Consider the following 19,029-nt stretch of genomic DNA (forward strand, 5'->3'; position numbering starts at 1 on the left):
AGACTCAGATGTCCACCGAACCGATGCGTTCACGCCGTAATCACTGGATGAACCAGATCGCGATGCACGCCACCACCCGCCCCGACGATCCCGCCCTTCGCTATCTCGGCAAGACCACGAGCTGGGGCGAATTACATTGGCGGGTGGAACGTCTCGCCGACGCACTCGCCCGGCGCGGGGTCGGCGACGGTGATCGCGTGATGATCCTGATGCTCAACAACACCGAGTACATCGAGTCCGTTTTCGCGATCAACACCCTCGGCGCGATCGCCGTCCCGGTGAATTTCCGGCTGACCCCACCCGAGATCGCGTACCAGGTGGGTGACAGCGGTGCGACGGTGGTGATCACCGATGTCGTGCTCGCGCCGCTGGTCGGCGCCGTGTCGTCGCTGACCGACGCATTGGCCACCCGCATCGTGGTCGGGCGCGCGACCGGTGACGGGTCACTCGGCTACGAGGATCTGCTCGCCGAGGACGGCGCACCGCACGAGCCGCGCGACATCGCCGAAGACAGTGCCGCCCTGATCATGTACACCTCCGGCACCACCGGAAACCCCAAGGGCGCGGTGCTGACCCATCTCAATATGAACGCCCAGGCCCTCACCTGCATCCGGGCCATGCACTACCGCACCGACGATGTCGCGTTCTGCGCGTCACCGCTGTTCCACATCGCCGGATTGGGCAGTGTCGCAGCCTGTTTCGTGCTCGGTACGCTGACGGTGATCCACCCGCTCAAGGCCTTCGACGTCACCGAGATCCTCGACGCGTGGGAACGCGAGCGGGCCACCTCGGTGTTCCTCGTGCCCGCCCAGTGGCAGCTGGTGTGCGCCGATCCGACGGTGGCACAGCGTGATCTGCGTTTGCGGGTGATCAGCTGGGGTGCCGCACCCGCCTCGGACACGGTGCTGCGCGCGATGGCCGAGACCTTCCCGAACGCGCTCAACGTGGCCGTGTTCGGGCAGACGGAGATGTCGCCGATCACCTGTGTGCTCGACGGCGAGGACGCGATTCGCAAGCTCGGCTCGGTCGGCAAGCCGATCCCCACCATCGCCACCCGCATCGTCGACGACGAGATGCACGATGTCGAGCCGGGTGAAATCGGCGAAATCGTTTATCGCGGGCCGACTTTGATGCGCGAGTACTGGAACAATCCGCGTGCGACCGCCGATGCGTTCGCGGGTGGCTGGTTCCACTCCGGGGATCTGGTGCGCCGCGACGCGGAGGGTTTCGTCTACGTGGTGGACCGCAAGAAGGACATGATCATCTCCGGCGGCGAGAACATCTACTGCGCCGAAGTCGAGAACGTGCTGTTCGCCCATCCCCTGATCCGGGAGGCGGCGGTGATCGGCCGGGCCGACGACCGGTGGGGCGAGGTGCCCGTCGCGGTCGTCGCCGCCGAGGACGGCGAGATCGACCTGGCCGATCTCGCCCCTCACCTCGACGCCCACCTCGCCCGCTATAAGCACCCGAAAGCGCTCGTCATCGTGGACGCGCTGCCGCGCAATGCGGGCGGCAAGGTGATCAAGCACGAGCTGCGCGCACAGCACGGGACGGCGGTGGTCAGCGGCTGAGGAATTCCTCGATCGCGGGCCAGGTCGTGTCGGCGGCGGACACCAATCCGAGGTGTCCGCCGCTGACCTCGACGAACTCCACCTCGGCGTTGGGCAGCACATCGAGGCCGCGGCGCACCGAGGCCGCGGGCACCACCACGTCGCTGCGGCTACCCGCCAGCAGCACGCGGCAGGTGACCTTCGACAGTTCGATCACCAGGTCCGAGCGCAAGCGGATCGACCCGGTCGCGAGTTCGTTGCGCAGCACCAGGCTGCGGTAGATCTGCCAGTAGGAGCGGCCGGGGTAGCCGGGCATGCTGGCCATGAACCGGTCGGTGGCCTCCATCTTCGCCAGCGCTTCGGTGTCGAAGGCGTTGCGGGCCAAGTACATCGGCTTGGCGAGCTCGCGGTCGATGGCCTGGATCCGGAACCCCAGCCGCACGAATTCCTGCGGGATGCCGCCCATGATCTTGGTGGCCAGGGCCATCTCCCGACCACCGGTCACCTTGGAGACCAGGCGCAGCGGGATCAGGAACGCGGTGCGCGCCTGGTCGATCGGCGCGGCCAGGCAGGTGATCGAGGCGATCGGCAGGTCGGCGTGCGAGGCGGCGGTCAGCAGGGCGAGCACGCCGCCCAGTGACCAGCCGATGATGTCGACACCACGGCCGTCGTGTTCTTCGGAGACCCGTGAGATCGCCTCGGGCAGGATGTCGTCGGTCCAGTCCTCGAGGCCGAGATCGCGGTCGGCATAACCGAATTCGCCGTAGTCGATGACGTAGGGCTGCCTGCCCTGCTCGAGCAGAAAGCCCACCAGGCTCTGCCCGGGACGCAGGTCGAAGCACGCCGTCGTCACCGCGAGGGGCGGCACGAGCAGCACCGGATTGCCCGTCGCCGGGGTGGCGCGGGCGTAGCGCTTCAGGTGGCGGTGCGGCCCCTCGTACACCGTCGTCGACGGCGTGGGCCGATAGGACTCGAGGCCCCCACCGAACGACACCGACCACACATTGCGCACTGCGCGCGGCAGCTCGGCAACGATCCCCATCGGTAAACCCCTTACCTCACCAGTTGCTGCCTGTCGGCAGACACGTTATCCGTATCTTACCAGTGAGTAAGTTCTGTTTTCACGCCGCGTGACGTGCTTCACGGCCCGTGCGCTCGCTGCCGTGACCGGTTGCCGACGCGGTGATCGGTCGCCCGAACAGGACCCGGAACGCACTGCGCACGAGGGAGCCGAGCCCACGACTCCCCGCCGGCAGCGCGAGCACGCTGCGGACCGTGCGGGTGTGCGAGGGTGTCACCGCGACACCGGCGAACCGGTCGGCGAGCCAGTTCAGGCTCAGCGGTGTCGACAGCGGCAGCAGGCTGATGTGCTCACTCCCCCGATCCCGCAGGTAGGTCACGTGCGCGCCGCGGTCGCGGTAGCGCTGCACCAGCGCGTCGATATCCTCGACCGCGATGATCTGGTCGTGCACGCCCTGCACGACCAGCAGCGGCACGGTGGGCGCGCGGTCACCGAGCGTGAGGTCGGCGAAGACTGCCAGCATCGCTTCCATGGCGAGCAACTCGGCGATCGGGGTGCCGCTGTGCCGGTCGACGTTGTAGCGGGCCAGGCGCATGACCGCGGCGGCGGTCGTCGACCGGGCGGCCTTGTCGAGCACCGCGCGGCCTTCGTCGCTGAAATGGGTGGCGACGAGCTCTTCGAACGCCGGATACACCCGGCGCAGACCGGCCACGACCAGCATCGGCAGGCCCGCGTGCAGGCTGCCGTTGAGCCGATGGAAGGTCGACACCAGGTCACCCACCGGGGAGCCGAGCACGGCGCCCGCGATGTCGAGTTCGGGCGCGTAGGACGGTGCCATCTCCGCGGCCCACGCCGTCGCCAGGCCACCGCCCGAATATCCCCACAGGCCGACCTGTGCCGACGGGTCGAGCCCGCCGGGCTCGAAGGACAGCGCCGCGCGGATTCCGTCGAGTGCGCGGTAGCCCGGCTCGCGGGGTGCGCCCCACGCGCCGAGCATGCCTTCGTGATCCGGGATCGAGATCGCCCAACCCCTGGTCAGGGCATCGGCGAAACACAGGAGTTCGACATGGGCGAAGGTGCCGATGGCGCGCGAGCCACGCTGCAACGCGTACGACGGGAACGCGCGCGGCGAGATGGCGTCGATCGCGCACTGGAACGACAGCAGCGGCGCACCGGGCGCGACACCGCCGAGCGGTGCGACCACGGTGGTGACCGTGGCCTCGGGCATCCCGTTGAGATCGGTTGTGCGATAAAGCAACTGCCACGCCCGCACCTTCAACCCGATCAGGCCGAATGCGGCCAGTTCGACCGGCCGCGAGCGCAGGATCGTGCCCTCGGCCAGGCTTTCGAAGCCCGGCCGAGGTGTGTAGAACGGATCTTTGTCCGGGACCACGGCTCGGGTGGGCGCGGCCCAGCTCTCGGGCTTCATACGGCTCTGCGCGCGGGCTCGCTGCGGTAGCGCGAGACCGGTCCGTCGATGCCGAGCAGGCGCCATACCCGCTTGGCGACCGGGTTCATCAGGCCGATGTCGGTGGCCAGCGCGCGCACATCGGTGAACACGTCACGCTTGATGTGCTGGGAACCGGGGCTGCCCCAGTACGCCTCACGCATTACCTCAGCGGGCACGTCGAACTTGTCGACGAACTCCTTCGACGGGGTCGCGATCATCGACAGCATCACCCGCATGGTGATCGGAAAGACCACCGACAGTACGGATTTCGCGACCGGGCTCGACGTCGGCACATTGCGGCGCAGATATTCGTGGGCGAACGAGATGTGCCTGGCTTCCTCGGCCACGTGGATCTCCATGACCCGGTGGACCATCGGGTGCTGTTCGATTCCGCTGCGCAGCAACGCTTTCTGCAGGTGGTCGATCGGCTCCTCACCGCCGAGGACCATCGTGAAGAAGAAGTTGGGAAAGTACTTCACCGCGGGCCAGATGACCATCGTGAGCTTGCGATCGATGGTCCCCATACCGACCACATCGAGATAGCCGATGCGGTTGATCATCTCCTGGAACATCATCGTGTGGTTGCACTCTTCGGCAGCCTCGTGCGTGGCGTAGCGGAACTCGGGGTCACCGTTGGGGACCGAGATCAGGTACTGCATCAGCCCGCGGATCAGCAGCTGCTCGAAGTCGATACCCACCTTCGCGATGCCGGCTTGGCGCCACAGCCCCATCGCGATCTGCCGTGCGACCGGCTGCGCTTTGTACCAGGGGTGGTGGCCGAGCGGGTCCTCATCCGGCATGATCCAGCGCGGATCATCGGAGTGCACGGCAAAATCGGGCGAATCCCAGTCGATGTCGACGTAGGGATCGAAGTGTTTGGTGACCGAGCCCTCGGACAGGCTCTGCAGGGTCTCGTGATAGCTGGACAACGTCATCGGTGTCTCCTCGGGTGGTTCCACCTACCAGTTTACTGGTACCAGTGGTCCCATACAAGAGTTGACGCTACTGCGTGTCACAGCTAATTCGCGGCAGTGAATTCCGCGATCGAGGTCAGCGGATCGAGCGCGATGCCCACTTCGCGCAGACTGGCGTCGATGACCGCCCAGATGGCGATCTGCAGGTAGGACGACAATTCTTCGGCGTCCATGGGCTGCATCGAGCGGCTCAGCCAGCGGTTCACGCTGCCGTCCACGAAGCTCACCAGGCCGAAGGCCATCGGTTCGGCGACCGCCACGGGGGCCGATTGAGCGCGCAACGCGGTTTCGAAGATCTCGCGCAGGGTGCCCGCGATGGCGATTTTCGTGCCGGAGACGATGGGCGAGTTGCGGCCCTTGGTCGCGTCCGAGCCCGCGCCGAGGAAGTAGTGCAGGCGGGGGTTGGTGGCGATCCAGCCGACGTAGGCGTCGATGGAACGGGCGATCGCCTCGGTGACGGTCCCTTCGGGGTTCAGCGTGGGGGCCAGCGCGGTCATCAGGTCGTCGATGATGCGGGCGCGCAGTTGTTCGTCCAGGTCCTGGCGGTCTTTGAAGAGGCGGTACAGGACCGAGCGGGGAACGCCCGCGCGGTCGGCGATTTCCTGGACGCCTACGGAGACGCCTTGGGATTGGACGGCTTCGAGGGCGGCGGTGAGGATGAGTTCGCGGCGGTCGGCACGGTGGCGGTCCCAGCGGGTGGCTCTGCCGTCGGTGTGCTGTGCGGTCACGCGTTCCTCCTCACTGTTTACCTGGCCCGGGTAGTTGGGGCTGTGTTTTTGGAGCGCTGGCGCGCTCGAGCGGGGCCCTTCGGGGCCCCTTTGGTAGAGACTCGGCAGGGTTACCCGGTCCGGGTGGTTGTGCTACTACGGACTGTAGTCCACGGGGTGCGGCTATCCGGGTGGGGATGGGGGCGGTCGGGCGTCGGGGGTGCCGATGCCCGACCGGTACTCACGCGGTGGCTGAGGCGTCTCGGGGGAGGCCGAGCATGCGTTCGCCGATGACGTTGAGCTGGACTTCGGTGGTGCCGCCGTAGATGGTGGTGGCACGGCCCGCGATGAGTTGTTCCATCGCGTGGTCGCTGCGTTCACCGGGTACCGACACCACGCCTGCTACGCCGAGTTCGGCGACGACGTATTCCGAAATCGCCTGTCCGAGTGCCATTCCCAGCAGTTTTCCGACGCTGGACGTGGTGGACACGTCGATGCCGGACAGCTGCTTGAGCACCACTCGGGAGCTGATCACGTCGACCGCCCGGCTCTCGGCCATGAGTTCGCCGAGTTGGTAGCGGGCCACCGGGGAGAGGTCACGGCCGGTCGCGAAACGGAGCAGGTCCGTGTCGGTGGCGTAGGCCTCCATCTTCTGGCTCAGGGCCACGCGCTCACCCGCGAGGGTGGTGCGGGCCACGTGCCAGCCGTCGTCGACGGTGCCGACCACGTTCTCGTCCGGGATGAACACCTCGTCGAGGAACACTTCGTTGAACAGTGCCGATCCGGTCATCTCCCGCAGGGGACGCACCGTGATGCCGGGCGAGGACATGTCCAGCACGAAGTAGGTGATGCCTTCGTGCTTGGGCTTGTCGGGGCTGGTGCGGGCGATCAGCATCGCCCAGTCCGAGAACTGCGCGACTGTGGTCCAGATCTTCTGGCCGGTCACGCTCCAGCCACCGTCGACCTTGGTGGCCTTGGTGGTCAGACCCGCGAGGTCCGAGCCTGCGCCCGGTTCGCTGAACAGCTGGCACCACACCAGTTCACCGCGCAGGGTCGGCACGACCAGTTCCTGCTTCTGGCGTTCGTCACCGTGCGGCACGAGCGCGCCGACCGCCCAGGTGCCCATCAGCAGCTGCGGCATCTGGATGCCGGAGGCCTTGATCTCCTGCGCGATCACCACCTGCTCGAGCGGCGAGGCCGACCGACCATAGGGGCGGGGCAGGTGCGGCAGGTTCCAGCCACCGTCACCGAGGGCGACGAGCTGGTCGTCCTCGTCGTCGATCGCCGCGATCTCGGCGAGCTCGGCCCGGACAGCGGCCCGGATCTGCTCGGCCTCGGCAGGCAGTTCCAGTTCGCTGGACAGGGTGAGCCCGGACAGCGCGTAGTCGGCCACCGCGTCGGCCCGCACGTCACGCGCACCGAGCTGCCCACGCAACGCGAGCGCGCGCCGGTAGTACAGGTGTGCGTCGTGCTCCCAGGTGAAGCCGATGCCACCGTGCACCTGAATGCACTCCTGGGCCACCGTCACGGCGGCGTCCGGAATGATCAGCGCGGCAACGGCGGCCGCGTAATCGGCGGTGTCGTCATCGCGATCGAGGGCGAACGCGGCATCCCACAACACCGCGCGCGCCTTCTCCAGCGCGATGCCCATCTGGGCGCACTTGTGCTTGACACCCTGGAACTGACCGATCGGGCGACCGAACTGCACGCGGGTCTTGGCGTATTCCGACGCGGTCGACACACACCACGACATCACGCCGACCGCCTCGGCGCCGAGCACCACCGCGGCCAGCGAACGCACGCGTGCCGAAGGCACGTCGAGCACGCGGTCGAAGGCGAGTTCGACCGAATCCGCCTGCAGCCGTGCGGAACCGCGCAGCACGTCGATGCTGTCCTGCGTGCTGATCGTCAGCTCGATGTTCTCGAAGGCGACCCACCGCTGCTCGTCGGCCACCGTCACCGGCGCGATGATCACATCGGCGGTCAGTGCCCCCAGGACACCGTCGGCCGTGCCGTTCACGGTCAGCACACCATCAGTGAGCGTGCCGGTCAGGTTCGACGACAGCGCCACCGCACCGGTGCGCGACCCGTCGGCCAATCCGGCGAGCCGGGCCGAGCTGTCCCCGGCGCTTGCGGCCAGCACCGCCGAGGCGAGCACGGTCGGCACGAACGGACCGGTGTGCAGGCCCCGGCCGAGCGGCTCGAGCGCCACGGCCAGCGTCAGCAGACCGGCGCCCTGACCGCCGAGGTTCTCGGCGATGTGCAGGCTCAGCAGATCCTGCCCGACGAGGGCATCCCAGTACGGGAGCTTGCCCGTGTCGGTGGACTCGACCGCGGACCGCACGACCTCGGCCGTGATGGTCCGCTCCACGAAACCGGCGACCGCGTCGGCGAGGGCCAGGTGGTCCTCGCTGACGCCGACACCGAGCTCATAACTGTTGCGCGCCATGGCTAGTTGGTCTCTTTCAGCTGGGCGGCCACCTCGTCGATGGTCCACGGGCCGTCGGTCTCGACAGTGCGCACGTCATGCCAACCGGCCAGTTCGACGATCGCGCCACCCTGCACGGCGAACACCTTGCCGGTGATCGTGCAGTCGGCCTCGGCGAGGTGGGCGACCAGCGGGGAGATGTTGGCGGGGGCGAACGCGTCGAACTCACCCTCTGGCACCTCGGCGGCGAACAGCGCGCCCATGCCGGGGGTGGCCAGGGTCAGGCGGGTGCGGGCGATCGGGGCGATCGCGTTGACCCGCACGCCGTAGCGCTCGAGCTCGTCGGCAGCGACCAGCGTCAGCGCGGCGATGCCCGCCTTGGCCGCACCGTAGTTGCCCTGACCAGCGTTGGGCATGAACGTGCCCGAAGCCGAGGCGGTGTTGATCACCGAGGCCGACACCGGGGTGCCCGCCTTGGACTGCGCCTTCCAGTACGCCGCGGCGTGATGCAGCGTGGCGGCGTGACCCTTGAGGTGCACCGCGATGACCGAATCCCACTGCGATTCGTCCATGCCCGCGATGAACGCGTCACGCAGGATGCCCGCGTTGTTCACCACGATGTTCAGCGTGCCGTATTCGCTGATCGCCTGGTCGACAAGGGCTTTCGCGCCGTCCCAGGTAGCGATGTTGTCGGTGTTGGCGACCGCGGTACCGCCGGCGGCGACGATCTCGTCGACCACCTGCTGGGCGGGGCCCGCGTCGGTGCCGGTGCCGTCGTTGGCGCCGCCGAGGTCATTGACCACGACCTTGGCGCCCTCGCGGGCGAACAGCAGGGCGTGTTCGCGGCCGATGCCGCGACCGGCACCGGTGATGACCGCGACACGACCGTCGAGTTTTCCCATAAGTCTTACTCTCCTAGTTGAATTCGACGCGGCCGTCGGTGATCGCGATCTCGCCCACGGCTTCGGTCTCGAAGGCGTAGACGCGCACGGCGGGATCAGCGGACGCGGTGGGCCAGAAGGTGGTGGTGATGTTCTGATTGGGAAGCACCGGCTTGGCGAACCGCACGGCCAGCCTGCGCAGGCGCGAGGTGTCGCCGTCGGCGAGTTCGGTCAGCGCGGCCCACGACGTGAACGCCATGGTGCACAGACCGTGGTTGATGATGCCGGGAAGCCCTGCCATGCGGGCGATCTCGTCATCGAGGTGGATCGGCATCGGGTCACCCGAGGCCGGTGAGTACCTGAAGGTCTGGTCCTCGTCGACGTGCGCGGTGACCTTCGCGGCGGGCTCGCCTGCCCGGTCCTCGTCGGTGATCCGGTGCGCGGGCGCGAGCTCGCCTTCACCGGGACCGGCGTCGACCTTGCGGAAGAACGCGGTCATCCACTGTTCGTTGACGAGTTCGCCTGCCGCGTCACGGGTTTCGGCGTAGATGACCACGGTCGAACCGTTGGGCCGGCCCACGTAGCCGATCGGCTTGGCCTTCACCACCAGTTCGTCACCGGCCCGGATCGGGCGGTGGAACAGGAAGTCCTGCTCACCGTGGACCAGCTTCATCAGCAGTTCCACCGGGGCGACCGACAGCGCGGCGGGCGCCATCGAGGTGAACACCGGAACCACCGCGAACACCGGCGGGGCGATCTCGCCCGACAGATGCACGGGGATCGGATCATTGGTCGCCGCAGCGTATTCCGCGATCCGTTCCTTGGTGACCGAGAACCGCTCTTCGTCGGTCCACTCCCCCAGGGTGGAGCCGTCGAAGACGACTCCGGCCGATTCCGAGGTGGTCATGCGGCCGATCCGACGAGCGCGTTGAACTTGTCCATCGACTCCTTGAGGTCGGCTTCGGCGTGCTTGGCCACGGCCTTACCGATCGGGCCCACGATCATCGCGCCCTTGAAGCTCGCGTCGAACGCGGCCGTGGAGCCGGTGTCGGTGGCCTCCACCTTCAGCGCGAATTCGATGGTGACACCGGCCATGCCGGCGCCGGTGATGCGCAGGAACGAGTTCGGGACGACCTCGGCGACGGTCCACTCGATCTTGTTGGCCATGTTCATCACCGAGACGACCTCGGTGAAACGCGAACCCGCGGCCAGCTCGGCGGGCAGGTCGCCGCGCCAGCCCTCGTGGATGGTCAGCCACTCTTCCCAGTTCGCGAGATCGCTCAGACGGGCCCACGCGACCTCGGGGGCGACGGGCAGGGCGGTGGAAACGGACACAGATGCCATGGTGTTACTCCTGATGTGATTCGGTAGGGAAAGGGTCAGCGGTTGGCGGGGCGGTAGGCGGTCACGACGACCGCACCACCCAGACCGATGTTGTGTTGCAAGGCGATTCGCGCGTCGGTGACCTGGCGGGCGTCGGCATTGCCGCGCAGCTGCCAGGTGAGTTCGCTGCACTGGGCGAGGCCGGTGGCGCCGAGGGGATGACCCTTGGAGATCAGGCCGCCCGAGGGGTTCACGACCCACTTGCCGCCGTAGGTGGTGGCGTTGTCGTCGACGAGACGACCGCCTTCACCCGGCGCGCACAGGCCGAGGGCCTCGTAGGTGAGCAGTTCGTTGGTGGAGAAGCAGTCGTGCAGTTCGATGACGTCGACGTCGTCGGGGCCGATGCCGGCCTGCTCGTAGACCTTCTGTGCGGCGGTGCGCGACATGGAGGAGCCGACCAGGTTGATCGCGGTCGGGTCGGAGAAGGTGGACGCCAGGTCGGTGACCATCGCCTGGCCGACGATCTCCACGGCCCGATCGGCCAGGTTGTGCCGGTCGACGAAGGCTTCGCTGGCCAGGATCACCGCGCCGGAACCGTCGGAGGTCGGCGAGCACTGCAGCTTGGTGAGCGGGCCGTAGATCTGCTTGGCGCCGAGGACTTCCTCGAGGCTGTATTCCTTCTGGAACTGCGCGTACGGGTTGTTCACCGAGTGCTTGTGGTTCTTCACGCCGATCTTGGCGAACTGCTCGGCGGTGGTGCCGTAGAGCTCCATGTGCTCCTTACCGGCGGCACCGAACATGTACGGCGCGGGCGGCATGGCGAATTCCTGCAGTTCGGCCAGCGCCAGCAGGTGCTTCATCATCGGCTGTTCACGGTCGTCGTAGGTCGAACCGAGCGAGCCGGGCTGCATCTTCTCGAAGCCCAGCGCAAGGGTGCACTCGGCCAGTCCGCCGCGGATCGCCTGGGCCGCGAGGTAGAGCGCGGTGGATCCGGTGGAGCAGTTGTTGTTGACGTTGACCACCGGAATACCGGTGAGGCCCAGCTCGTAGACCGCGCGTTGGCCCGAGGTGGACTCGCCGTACACGTAGCCGACGTAGGCCTGTTCGACCTGGTCGTAGTCGATTCCGGCATCGGCGAGCGCCTTGGTGCCTGCCTCGCGGGCCATGTCCGGATAGTCCCACTCCAGCGAGCCCGGCTTCTCGAACTTCGTCATGCCGACGCCGACGACGAACACCCTCTGTGTCATGAACGCACTCCCGTGTGCCGTGTGTCCCGGATACCTGAGACACGGTGTCCACGTAACTTAGGTTGGACACGGCGTCCAGGTCAACACCTTGGGCAACATGGTTCGAAAATGCAGCAGGGGCCGCACCTGGAACGGTGCGACCCCCAGCGGGTTCGGCGTCGATCAGCCGACGCTCATCGACTCAGGCGGCGCTCATCGACGTTGCCAGACTCACGAGCGTCTTGGAGATCACGTCGGCCAGGAAGTCGGCGGCAGATCCGGTCATCGTTTCCGTCATGGGTAGAGCTCCTCCTCGATAGGGCGAAACTTCATCAGATTTCCAACGATCGAGCGACGAAAGCATGCATCAGAATTCGCGCCGCGTAATGGGAATTCACAAAGAATACTTTCCGGTCTTTGTGAAGTAATTCGCCTACTCGCCGGTATTGCAAAGTCGGCGCGAACACAGCCACCGGCATCGCGTATCTCGGGCGAATCACGCTACGCATCGACAGGCTGGACAAGTCTTCTTATTGCGAATCTTGTGCGGATCGCCACCGCGGCGCACCGCCGCGCGGACCAGGCCGACTCGGCCGCAGTGCCTAAGATGGGGCCGTCAGGGTTGTCTACGAGGAGGCCGTCGATGTCGGGATTCGTGTACAACGGTGAAGTCGTCACGCTCAGTATCGCCGACGGCGATACGAAATTTCTCGCCCATCTCCAGCTGGTGACCGAGGTCAAATTCCAGACCGACGAGGGGTTTCAAGTCGGCCTGACGGGCGTGGACAGCGCGGGAAATCCGGTCCGCAACTACTACTGGTTCCATCCGTCGATCCCGCTGAAGTTCTTTTATGACGGCACCGGCCAGGTCGAGTTCGATCAGGATTACTACGACACCATGTCCGAGATGTCGGCAGGCCCGTTCGGGGTGTTCCTCGGCCAGGTCAGCGACTTGCCGTTGGCCTTCCCGGCAGAGGACGCCGCGGAGGACGCGGCCAACGAGAACGCCGGGTAGGTCGGCGCGCTGTCGCGCTCCTCTGCCGATGCCACCGGCCACGAACCCTGCGCACGCGGGGGCGCCGACGCGTTCAGACGCATCTTGGGCAGCGATTCCTTGTTCTCGACCTCGGACAGACTCACGATGATCAGCACGAACATGGTGACCACGCAGATCACCCCGATCAGCGGACCGAGCAGCTGCATCGCCTGCGCGCCCGACGGCGGCGGCGCGTTCTGGTGACCGGCGTGCGCGTGCATGGCCGCCATGCCGGTGTAGTGCATTCCGCACACGGCCACGCCCATGATCGCGGCCGCACCGATCGTGGCGGGAAGGCCCTTCACCCGCAGGGTGAACCAGAGCGCGACGACGGAGGCGACCACCGCGATCACCATCGACACCGCCACCACCCACAGGTTGTAACCGACCGCGGCAGTGGATTTCATCGCGTACATGCCGGTGTAGTGCATGCTGCCGACGCCGAGGCCCGCGATCGTGCCGCCGCTGACCAGCGCGGCGAGGGTCGGCTGCGGTTTGTTCACCATGAACAAGCCGATGCCGACCACGACCATCGCCGTCACCGCGCTGAACAGGGTCAGCGGTATGTCGTAGCGGATTTCGGCGCCCTCGATCGTGAAGCCGAGCATCGCGATGAAGTGCATCACCCAGATGCCGGTGCCGCCGATCGCGACCGCCGAGCTCACCAACCAGCCGGTTCGCCCCTGCTCGGCGTTGCGCCCGCGCGCGGCGCACTGCAAGCCGAGCAGACAGCCGACGAAGGACATGAAGAAAGCCAGGACGGGGGTGATCCACCCGTAGGAGAAGTGATAGATGTCGAGCACGCCGTGAGAACCCTCGAATCAGTGCCGCAGCCCGGCCACGGCACACCGAAATCCGACCGACGACAGACAATACGGTGCTGCGGGCAACTTTTTGGCTCTGAACGAACGTCCAGTTCGCTTTCTCGATCCCACCTGGGATTATTCCGCACGAATGTGAGTCATTGCATGTTTAACCACGCTAACTACCAGTGACCCAGCCGATGATCGAGAGCCGCGGCATCCGATCAGCAATCCGGGTCAACTCTGCTGACCGAACCGGCGCGGCTTCTTCGCACCCATGATGTCGGTCCACCACGACTGCAGCGGGCTCGGCTCGGGCCAGTGGACGGTCGGGTCTTCCTCCTCGGGATCCGCGGGTGTGATGTCGGACGGGTCGTCGTCGAGATCGCTCGTCATGCAGGCTCTTCCTCGGATCGATCGACGGCGCCGCTGCGGTGAGACGAGAGAGGGAATGGGCCGGTGACTCGAGGCCGAGTGCGGCGACGACGCGCTGGTCACCGCTGGTCCGCGGCTGACCTGTATGCGCTCAACCGTACACGGCGCGGATAAACCACCGGTATCAATTCTCCCGCCCCCGACCACAAAGCGAGTTACGTTCTGCGACAGTTCGTTTCGTGCACTCGGCGGTTCGCACTGCTAACGTGTCTCCCGTCGCCGAAACCCCGGGCAGCGAGCCCGGACTCGGCCGAGCTCGGGTGCGCGGTGTCGAATTGTGGTGCAGCGCTCGTGTTGTGAGTTTCGGTCGGCGGCGCGCAGTCTCGTCGGAGAGACCGGCGAGGACCCGGCCACCACGGCTCTTCGGTCGGTACCCAACGACAAAGGAACCGATGACTCCGACGCTCGCGGTCTTCTTGTTCTCCCTCGCGACAGTGGTCCTGCTCGGCGCGGTCGCCGTGGCACTGCAGGCCCTGCGCAACGAACGTCAGGTCCGCGCCCGCCTTGCGGTCGCCGAGCGTGAACTCCACGCCAAAGACGCGGCGATGGAACACCTGTCGCTCGCCCATGCCGAGGAGTTGCGGACGCTCGCACACGAGGCGACCCTGGCCGAGCAGGCCGCACAGGAGCGCACCGCGGCGCAGGTCGTCGCCGCGCAGGAGGCCACGCGCACACAGGTCGCCGCCGATGCGCGCGCCGCCACCAGCAACGCGGTGCGCGCGTTCGGCACCACCGTGGTCAGTCTCGGCGCCGACGTGGGCCAGGTCGTGAGCAACGCGTTGCGCGAGAACCGCAACGACGAGGTCTACGCGACGCTCACCCGGATCGACCACACCGTCCAGCAGATGATCCGCCAGGCCCAGGCCTACGTGATCGTCTCGGGTGGGCTGCCCGGCAGGCGCTGGCCCCAGCAGACCATCGGCGACGTGGTGGGCGGCGCGACCGGCCGGGTGCGCGATTTCCTGCGGGTGCGCCCGGGCAACTGCGAGCAGGTCGTGATCAGCCGGGCGGTCGAACCGCTCGTGCACACGGTCGCGACGCTGCTCGACAACGCGCTGCGCTACTCACCGCCCTCGTCGTTCGTCGACATCTCCTACCAGCAGGGCCATCACGGCGTCACCGTGATCATCGACGACGCGGGCGTGCGGATGAGCCGCGAGCAGATGGAGGAGGCGCGCCAGGTGCTCTCCGGTGAGCGCGTGGTCGACATCAACGCACTCGGCCCGTCACCGCGGGTCGGGTTCCCCGGCGTCGCCGCGCTCGCACGCCGCTACGGCTTCGCCGCCTATGTCGACGGGCCCAATATCTACGGCGGTACCAGAGCGATGGTGTTCGTGCCCGCGGCATTGCTCGTCACGGCCACCGAGGTCCACCAGCCCAAGCATGCCGAGGTACCGGAACCGGAAGCGCCGCAGCTGGTTCCAGAGATCAGCGCACCGGAGGTCGTCGAGCACGACCGCACCACCGGTGGCCTCCCCAAGCGCACCCGCCGCGCCGTCGCCGCGGCCGACGAGCGTCTCGACACCGGCGAGGTCCTGGCTCGCCCCGAACTCGCCGCGGCCTGGCACAGCGGCTCCCGACACGGCCGCGCCGCGGCCGCGCGTTCCACGAAAGGGCTCGACAGCTGATGAGTACTCCGATCGCGAACAGCACCAACCGTCTCGCGTGGCTGCTCGACGACCTGGCACTCGACGGCGTCCGCTTCGCGGTGTTGTTATCCGAGGACGGCCTACGGGTGGCCCATTCCGGCGCCATCAGCACCGACGACGCGGAGCGTTTCGCCGCCGCCGCGTGCGGGTTGCGCTCGCTGGGCAAGGTGCTCGGCGAGTTCTGCGGTGGGCTCGCGAACACGGTGCGCCAGAACATGACCGAATACGACGAGGGCATGGTCCTGATCACGGCCGCGGGCGCGGGCACGCTGCTCGGTGTCGCCACCACCCCGGATGTGGACCTCGCGCTCGTCGCCCATCGCATGAACGAACTGGCCGCCAGGGTCGGCCACGAACTCGGCGCGTCGCCGAGGCACCGATCGTCGAATCAGGAGTACGCGCTGTGACACTGGACATTTCGCCGGATTCGCGCAGCGGCCAGGATCGGGTGCCGCTGTACTCGGCCGAGTTCGCGGCCGACCCGCAGGGCACCTACCGCGCCATGCGGCACCGCTTCGGTTCGCTGGTGCCGGTGGACCTGGTGCCCGGCGTGCCCGCCACCCTGGTGATCGGCTATCGCACGGCGGTGCAGATTCTCAACGATCCCGACCACTTCCCGGCCGACCCGCGGATGTGGCAGCGCGACATCCCCGCCGACTGCCCGATTCTGCCGATGATGTGCTACCGCCCCAACGCGATTCGGACGGCCGGGGTGGAGCACACGCGCCATCGCCAGGTCACCGTCGCGGGCTTGGCTGGTGTCGACCTGTACCAGCTGCATCGCACCGTCGAGCAGATCGCGATGCCGGTGATCAACTCGTTCTGTGCCGACGGCAGCGCGGATCTGTTGAGCCAGTACGCCTTTCCCGTCATCTTCGCCACCATCAACGCCATGCTCGGTGTCCCCGATGACATCGGCGGACAGGTCGCCACCGGGATGGCGCAGATGTTCGAGGGCGGCGAGACGGCCGCCGCGGGCACCCAGATGATGGAGAACGCGCTCTACGACCTGGTCCGGCTCAAACAGCGCGAACCGGCCGACGATGTGACGAGCCGGTTGGTGCAGCATCCCCAGCAGCTCACCGACGAAGAGCTGATGAACCAGGTGCTCACGATGTACGGCGCGGGAATCGAGCCGATGCTCAATCTGATCCTCAACACGGTGCGGCTGATGCTCACCGACCAGCGTTTCGCGGGCAGCCTGCTCGGCGGCAGCCTGTCCACCCGCGACGCCCTCGACGAGGTGCTCTACACCGACCCGCCGATGGCCAACTTCTGCACCACCTATCCGCGCCAGCCGATCCTCGTCGACGATGTGTGGCTGCCCGCGCATCAGCCGGTGGTGATCAGCATGGCCGCGTGCAACAACGATCCCGCGATCGGGACCGGCGACTTCCTCGACAACCGTGCGCACCTGGCGTGGAGCACCGGCCCGCACGGCTGCCCGGCGAAATCACCGGCCTACCTGATCGCCCAGGAGGCCATCGACCAGCTCCTCGACGCGCTGCCGGAACTCGAGTTGGCGGTCCCGGCGGACGAATTGGTCTGGCGGCCAGGGCCTTTCCACCGCGCGCTGGCCGGGCTGCCGGTGGTGTTCCCCAGCACTCCCCCGCTGGTGGTACCCGGCCTGTGAACCGCTGCTCGGCCGGCCGCACGGGCCGGCCGAGCACGGTCGACTACTCGCCGTGCAGGTAGACCGGCAGATTGCGGTGACCGTTGGAGATGAAACTGGGCACGGTGCCGAGCTCGGCGACGGGCACGGCCAGCCGCATCTGCTGGAACCGCTCGAACAGCGCGGGCAGCGACACCAGCGCCTCGAGGCGGGCCAGCGGCGCGCCGAGGCAGTGGTGCACCCCGTATCCGAAAGCCATGTGCGACTGGTTGTCTCGCGTCGGATCGAACGTGTCGGCGGTCTCGCCGTGGCGCTTCGGGTCGCGACCGGCACCGGCGTAGCTCGCCAGAATCGGGTCACCCTTGGCGATGTGGACACCGTCGATGTCGATGTCTTCCACCGCGAAACGCAACGGCAGGTGCGCGACCGGCGACTCGTAACGCAGCGTCTCCTCCACCGTGTCGGCCCAGGTGATCGAGCCGTCGCGCAGGCCGGCGAGCACCTCGGGGTGGGTGAGCAGCGCGGTGACGGCCTGGTCGAGCAGGTTCACGGTGGTCTCGTGACCCGCCGAGATCACCAGCAGCAGGGTGCCGATCAGCTCTTGTTCGGTGAGCTGACCTTCCTCCTCGTCGCGCTGAACGATCAGCAGGCTGGTGATGTCGTCACCGGGCTGTTCGCGGCGCAACGCCACCAATTCGCCCAGGATCCGGTACATCTCCAGGTAGTTGGCCTGCGACTGCTCCGGGGTGAGCGAGGTGTCGAAGATGCCGTCGATGCACGTGCGCAGCCCGGGGTTCAGCGATTCCGGCACGCCCATCAGGCCCGAGATCACCTGGATCGGCAGCGGATAGGCGAACTGCTCGCGCAGATCCACTGGCCGACCCGTCGGGGTCTTCGCCAGCGCGTCGAGCAGGTCGTCGGTGATGCGCTCGACCTGTCCGCGCATGGCCTCGGTGCGTCGCGCGGTGAACGCGGGCGCCACCAGTTTGCGCAACCTGCGGTGCTCGGAACCGTAGGCGGTGAACATGTTCTCCACCGCGACCCACAGGAACAACGGCCAATCCGCGGGCACCTCTCCGGCGACGAACGCGGGCCAGTGCCGACTCGCGTCCTTCGAGACCCGCGGATCGACGAGCAGCTTCTCCAGCAGTGCGGCATCGGTGATCGACCATGCCTGCACACCACCCGGCAACTCGACCATCGCGGCCGGGCCGTGCTTTCTGATCTCGGCGATCTCACCCTGAATGTCTCGCCCGGTCGGGTCGAGCACGACTCGATTCGTCACTGTTTCCACTGTGAAACCTCTCGATCACCACGAAACATCTTGCTGGACTGTCTCTTACGGTCCGTTAGCGATGCTACCGGTCCAACGTGTCTGTCGCAGTGAACACTTGAAATGGGTGATGCACAGTGAAATCACCCCCGACGCCGCGCCCGGACGGGATATCCGTCCGGGCGCGCGGGTGTCACTTGGGCACGAGGACACCCGTCAGATCAGCTTCCCGAATGGGGGTGTCCGGGTTGGCTTGCGCGCTACACATCAGGTCGATGGCGGCGACGGACATGTCGACGGTGTTCGGATCGGGCTTCGCGTCGCCGCCTTGCTCCTGCTCGAGGAATTTGGTCACCGTGACCCGCCGGTCGTCGGAATTCTGGGCGGTGTATTCGCTACACGGGGTGTCGCCGCCCTTGTTGACCGCCTTCTCCACCTGGTCGCAACCGGTGCCGAGGACGGCGATCGCGGCCGCGGTGATCGCGACGGCCACAGCACTTCTACGCAGAGTTGTCATGGAGCGGCAGTACCCGATTTCGGCCGGGGAAAGCAGCCTGCAGGGTTCACGAATTGGGCCGACCGGTTCGGCGTGAATCTTGTACTGTCGCAAACGGATCAGATGCTATGCCACTGGTGGTTGCACCCTGGGTGGGCGCGCCAC

General features: G+C 67.1%; 17 protein-coding genes. 4 read left to right on the plus strand and 13 right to left on the minus strand.

The window, feature by feature from the left end:
• The first annotated feature begins 8 nt into the window (after positions 1-8).
• On the plus strand, positions 9-1,571 hold the full coding sequence (fadD5, locus tag ACFWUP_RS02235) for a fatty-acid--CoA ligase FadD5 (RefSeq protein WP_379229896.1): 1,563 nt from the start codon (positions 9-11) through the stop codon (positions 1,569-1,571).
• Here the strand turns inward: fadD5 and ACFWUP_RS02240 are convergent.
• From ACFWUP_RS02240 to ACFWUP_RS02290, 11 genes are all read right to left on the minus strand, one after another.
• Entirely contained in the window at positions 1,561-2,592 is a 1,032-nt protein-coding gene (locus ACFWUP_RS02240; protein ID WP_379229898.1) for an alpha/beta fold hydrolase, read from the minus strand. The genes fadD5 and ACFWUP_RS02240 overlap by 11 nt on opposite strands.
• A gap of 79 nt (positions 2,593-2,671) precedes the next feature.
• Positions 2,672-4,066: a lipase family protein gene (locus ACFWUP_RS02245; RefSeq protein WP_379229900.1), complete on the minus strand. Its 1,395-nt coding sequence runs from the start codon at positions 4,064-4,066 to the stop codon at positions 2,672-2,674.
• Positions 3,997-4,956, minus strand: coding sequence for a diiron oxygenase (locus ACFWUP_RS02250; RefSeq protein ID WP_379229902.1), 960 nt, complete (start codon positions 4,954-4,956; stop codon positions 3,997-3,999). Before ACFWUP_RS02250 ends, ACFWUP_RS02245 begins: the two co-directional genes overlap by 70 nt.
• An 83-nt stretch (positions 4,957-5,039) precedes the next feature.
• Complete coding sequence (locus ACFWUP_RS02255; RefSeq protein ID WP_379229903.1) at positions 5,040-5,723, minus strand: TetR/AcrR family transcriptional regulator; 684 nt, start codon at positions 5,721-5,723, stop codon at positions 5,040-5,042.
• Positions 5,724-5,943: 220 nt separating this feature from the next.
• A complete protein-coding gene (locus ACFWUP_RS02260; RefSeq protein WP_379229905.1) occupies positions 5,944-8,151 on the minus strand; it encodes an acyl-CoA dehydrogenase in 2,208 nt (735 codons plus the stop codon).
• Between the two features lie 2 nt (positions 8,152-8,153).
• Complete coding sequence (locus tag ACFWUP_RS02265) at positions 8,154-9,032, minus strand: SDR family oxidoreductase (protein WP_379229907.1); 879 nt, start codon at positions 9,030-9,032, stop codon at positions 8,154-8,156.
• A 13-nt stretch (positions 9,033-9,045) separates the two neighbouring features.
• Positions 9,046-9,918: a MaoC/PaaZ C-terminal domain-containing protein gene (locus ACFWUP_RS02270; RefSeq protein WP_379229909.1), complete on the minus strand. Its 873-nt coding sequence runs from the start codon at positions 9,916-9,918 to the stop codon at positions 9,046-9,048.
• Complete coding sequence (locus tag ACFWUP_RS02275; RefSeq protein WP_379229911.1) at positions 9,915-10,355, minus strand: SRPBCC family protein; 441 nt, start codon at positions 10,353-10,355, stop codon at positions 9,915-9,917. Before ACFWUP_RS02275 ends, ACFWUP_RS02270 begins: the two co-directional genes overlap by 4 nt.
• A gap of 35 nt (positions 10,356-10,390) precedes the next feature.
• Entirely contained in the window at positions 10,391-11,581 is a 1,191-nt protein-coding gene (locus tag ACFWUP_RS02280) for a lipid-transfer protein (RefSeq protein WP_379229912.1), read from the minus strand.
• 867 nt (positions 11,582-12,448) lie between these two features.
• Positions 12,449-13,399, minus strand: coding sequence for an MHYT domain-containing protein (locus ACFWUP_RS02285; protein WP_379229914.1), 951 nt, complete (start codon positions 13,397-13,399; stop codon positions 12,449-12,451).
• Between the two features lie 237 nt (positions 13,400-13,636).
• Positions 13,637-13,795, minus strand: a complete 159-nt coding sequence (locus ACFWUP_RS02290) for a hypothetical protein (RefSeq protein WP_379229916.1) — start codon at positions 13,793-13,795, stop codon at positions 13,637-13,639.
• Between the two features lie 431 nt (positions 13,796-14,226).
• Here ACFWUP_RS02290 and ACFWUP_RS02295 point away from each other — a divergent pair, with 431 nt between their 5' ends.
• Genes ACFWUP_RS02295 through ACFWUP_RS02305 form a run of 3 tightly spaced genes read left to right on the plus strand, consistent with a single transcriptional unit; the run spans position 14,227 to position 17,116 of the window.
• Positions 14,227-15,462, plus strand: coding sequence for a sensor histidine kinase (locus tag ACFWUP_RS02295; protein WP_379229918.1), 1,236 nt, complete (start codon positions 14,227-14,229; stop codon positions 15,460-15,462).
• Complete coding sequence (locus ACFWUP_RS02300) at positions 15,462-15,890, plus strand: roadblock/LC7 domain-containing protein (RefSeq protein WP_379229919.1); 429 nt, start codon at positions 15,462-15,464, stop codon at positions 15,888-15,890. The genes ACFWUP_RS02295 and ACFWUP_RS02300 overlap by 1 nt, the downstream gene beginning before the upstream one ends.
• Positions 15,887-17,116 (plus strand): cytochrome P450, encoded by a 1,230-nt coding sequence (locus ACFWUP_RS02305; protein WP_379229921.1) that lies wholly within the window; start codon positions 15,887-15,889, stop codon positions 17,114-17,116. Before ACFWUP_RS02300 ends, ACFWUP_RS02305 begins: the two co-directional genes overlap by 4 nt.
• Before the next feature lie 43 nt (positions 17,117-17,159).
• On the opposite strand, the gene ACFWUP_RS02310 is transcribed toward ACFWUP_RS02305, so the two are convergent.
• Together ACFWUP_RS02310 and ACFWUP_RS02315 are read right to left on the minus strand one after the other, a co-directional pair.
• The gene (locus tag ACFWUP_RS02310; RefSeq protein WP_379229923.1) at positions 17,160-18,380 is read right to left on the minus strand and encodes a cytochrome P450; all 1,221 of its coding nucleotides are present in this window, start codon (positions 18,378-18,380) and stop codon (positions 17,160-17,162) included.
• 181 nt (positions 18,381-18,561) lie between these two features.
• Positions 18,562-18,885: a hypothetical protein gene (locus ACFWUP_RS02315; RefSeq protein WP_379229925.1), complete on the minus strand. Its 324-nt coding sequence runs from the start codon at positions 18,883-18,885 to the stop codon at positions 18,562-18,564.
• Positions 18,886-19,029 lie beyond the last annotated feature (144 nt).

Source organism: Nocardia sp. NPDC058658 (assembly GCF_042716665.1).
Classification (GTDB): Bacteria; Actinomycetota; Actinomycetes; order Mycobacteriales; family Mycobacteriaceae; genus Nocardia.

What these genes read in the sequence shown, in the direction of transcription:
- ACFWUP_RS02275 (WP_379229911.1), bottom strand. Translation starts at nt 10,355, where the DNA reads ATGGCATCTGTGTCCGTTTCCACCGCCCTGCCCGTCGCCCCCGAGGTC.
- ACFWUP_RS02260 (WP_379229905.1), bottom strand. Translation starts at nt 8,151, where the DNA reads ATGGCGCGCAACAGTTATGAGCTCGGTGTCGGCGTCAGCGAGGACCAC.
- ACFWUP_RS02315 (WP_379229925.1), bottom strand. Translation starts at nt 18,885, where the DNA reads ATGACAACTCTGCGTAGAAGTGCTGTGGCCGTCGCGATCACCGCGGCC.
- ACFWUP_RS02265 (WP_379229907.1), bottom strand. Translation starts at nt 9,032, where the DNA reads ATGGGAAAACTCGACGGTCGTGTCGCGGTCATCACCGGTGCCGGTCGC.
- ACFWUP_RS02245 (WP_379229900.1), bottom strand. Translation starts at nt 4,066, where the DNA reads ATGGCGCCTGCTCGGCATCGACGGACCGGTCTCGCGCTACCGCAGCGA.
- ACFWUP_RS02280 (WP_379229912.1), bottom strand. Translation starts at nt 11,581, where the DNA reads ATGACACAGAGGGTGTTCGTCGTCGGCGTCGGCATGACGAAGTTCGAG.
- ACFWUP_RS02290 (WP_379229916.1), bottom strand. Translation starts at nt 13,795, where the DNA reads ATGACGAGCGATCTCGACGACGACCCGTCCGACATCACACCCGCGGAT.
- fadD5 (WP_379229896.1), top strand. Translation starts at nt 9, where the DNA reads ATGTCCACCGAACCGATGCGTTCACGCCGTAATCACTGGATGAACCAG.
- ACFWUP_RS02240 (WP_379229898.1), bottom strand. Translation starts at nt 2,592, where the DNA reads ATGGGGATCGTTGCCGAGCTGCCGCGCGCAGTGCGCAATGTGTGGTCG.
- ACFWUP_RS02300 (WP_379229919.1), top strand. Translation starts at nt 15,462, where the DNA reads ATGAGTACTCCGATCGCGAACAGCACCAACCGTCTCGCGTGGCTGCTC.
- ACFWUP_RS02270 (WP_379229909.1), bottom strand. Translation starts at nt 9,918, where the DNA reads ATGACCACCTCGGAATCGGCCGGAGTCGTCTTCGACGGCTCCACCCTG.
- ACFWUP_RS02250 (WP_379229902.1), bottom strand. Translation starts at nt 4,956, where the DNA reads ATGACGTTGTCCAGCTATCACGAGACCCTGCAGAGCCTGTCCGAGGGC.
- ACFWUP_RS02295 (WP_379229918.1), top strand. Translation starts at nt 14,227, where the DNA reads ATGACTCCGACGCTCGCGGTCTTCTTGTTCTCCCTCGCGACAGTGGTC.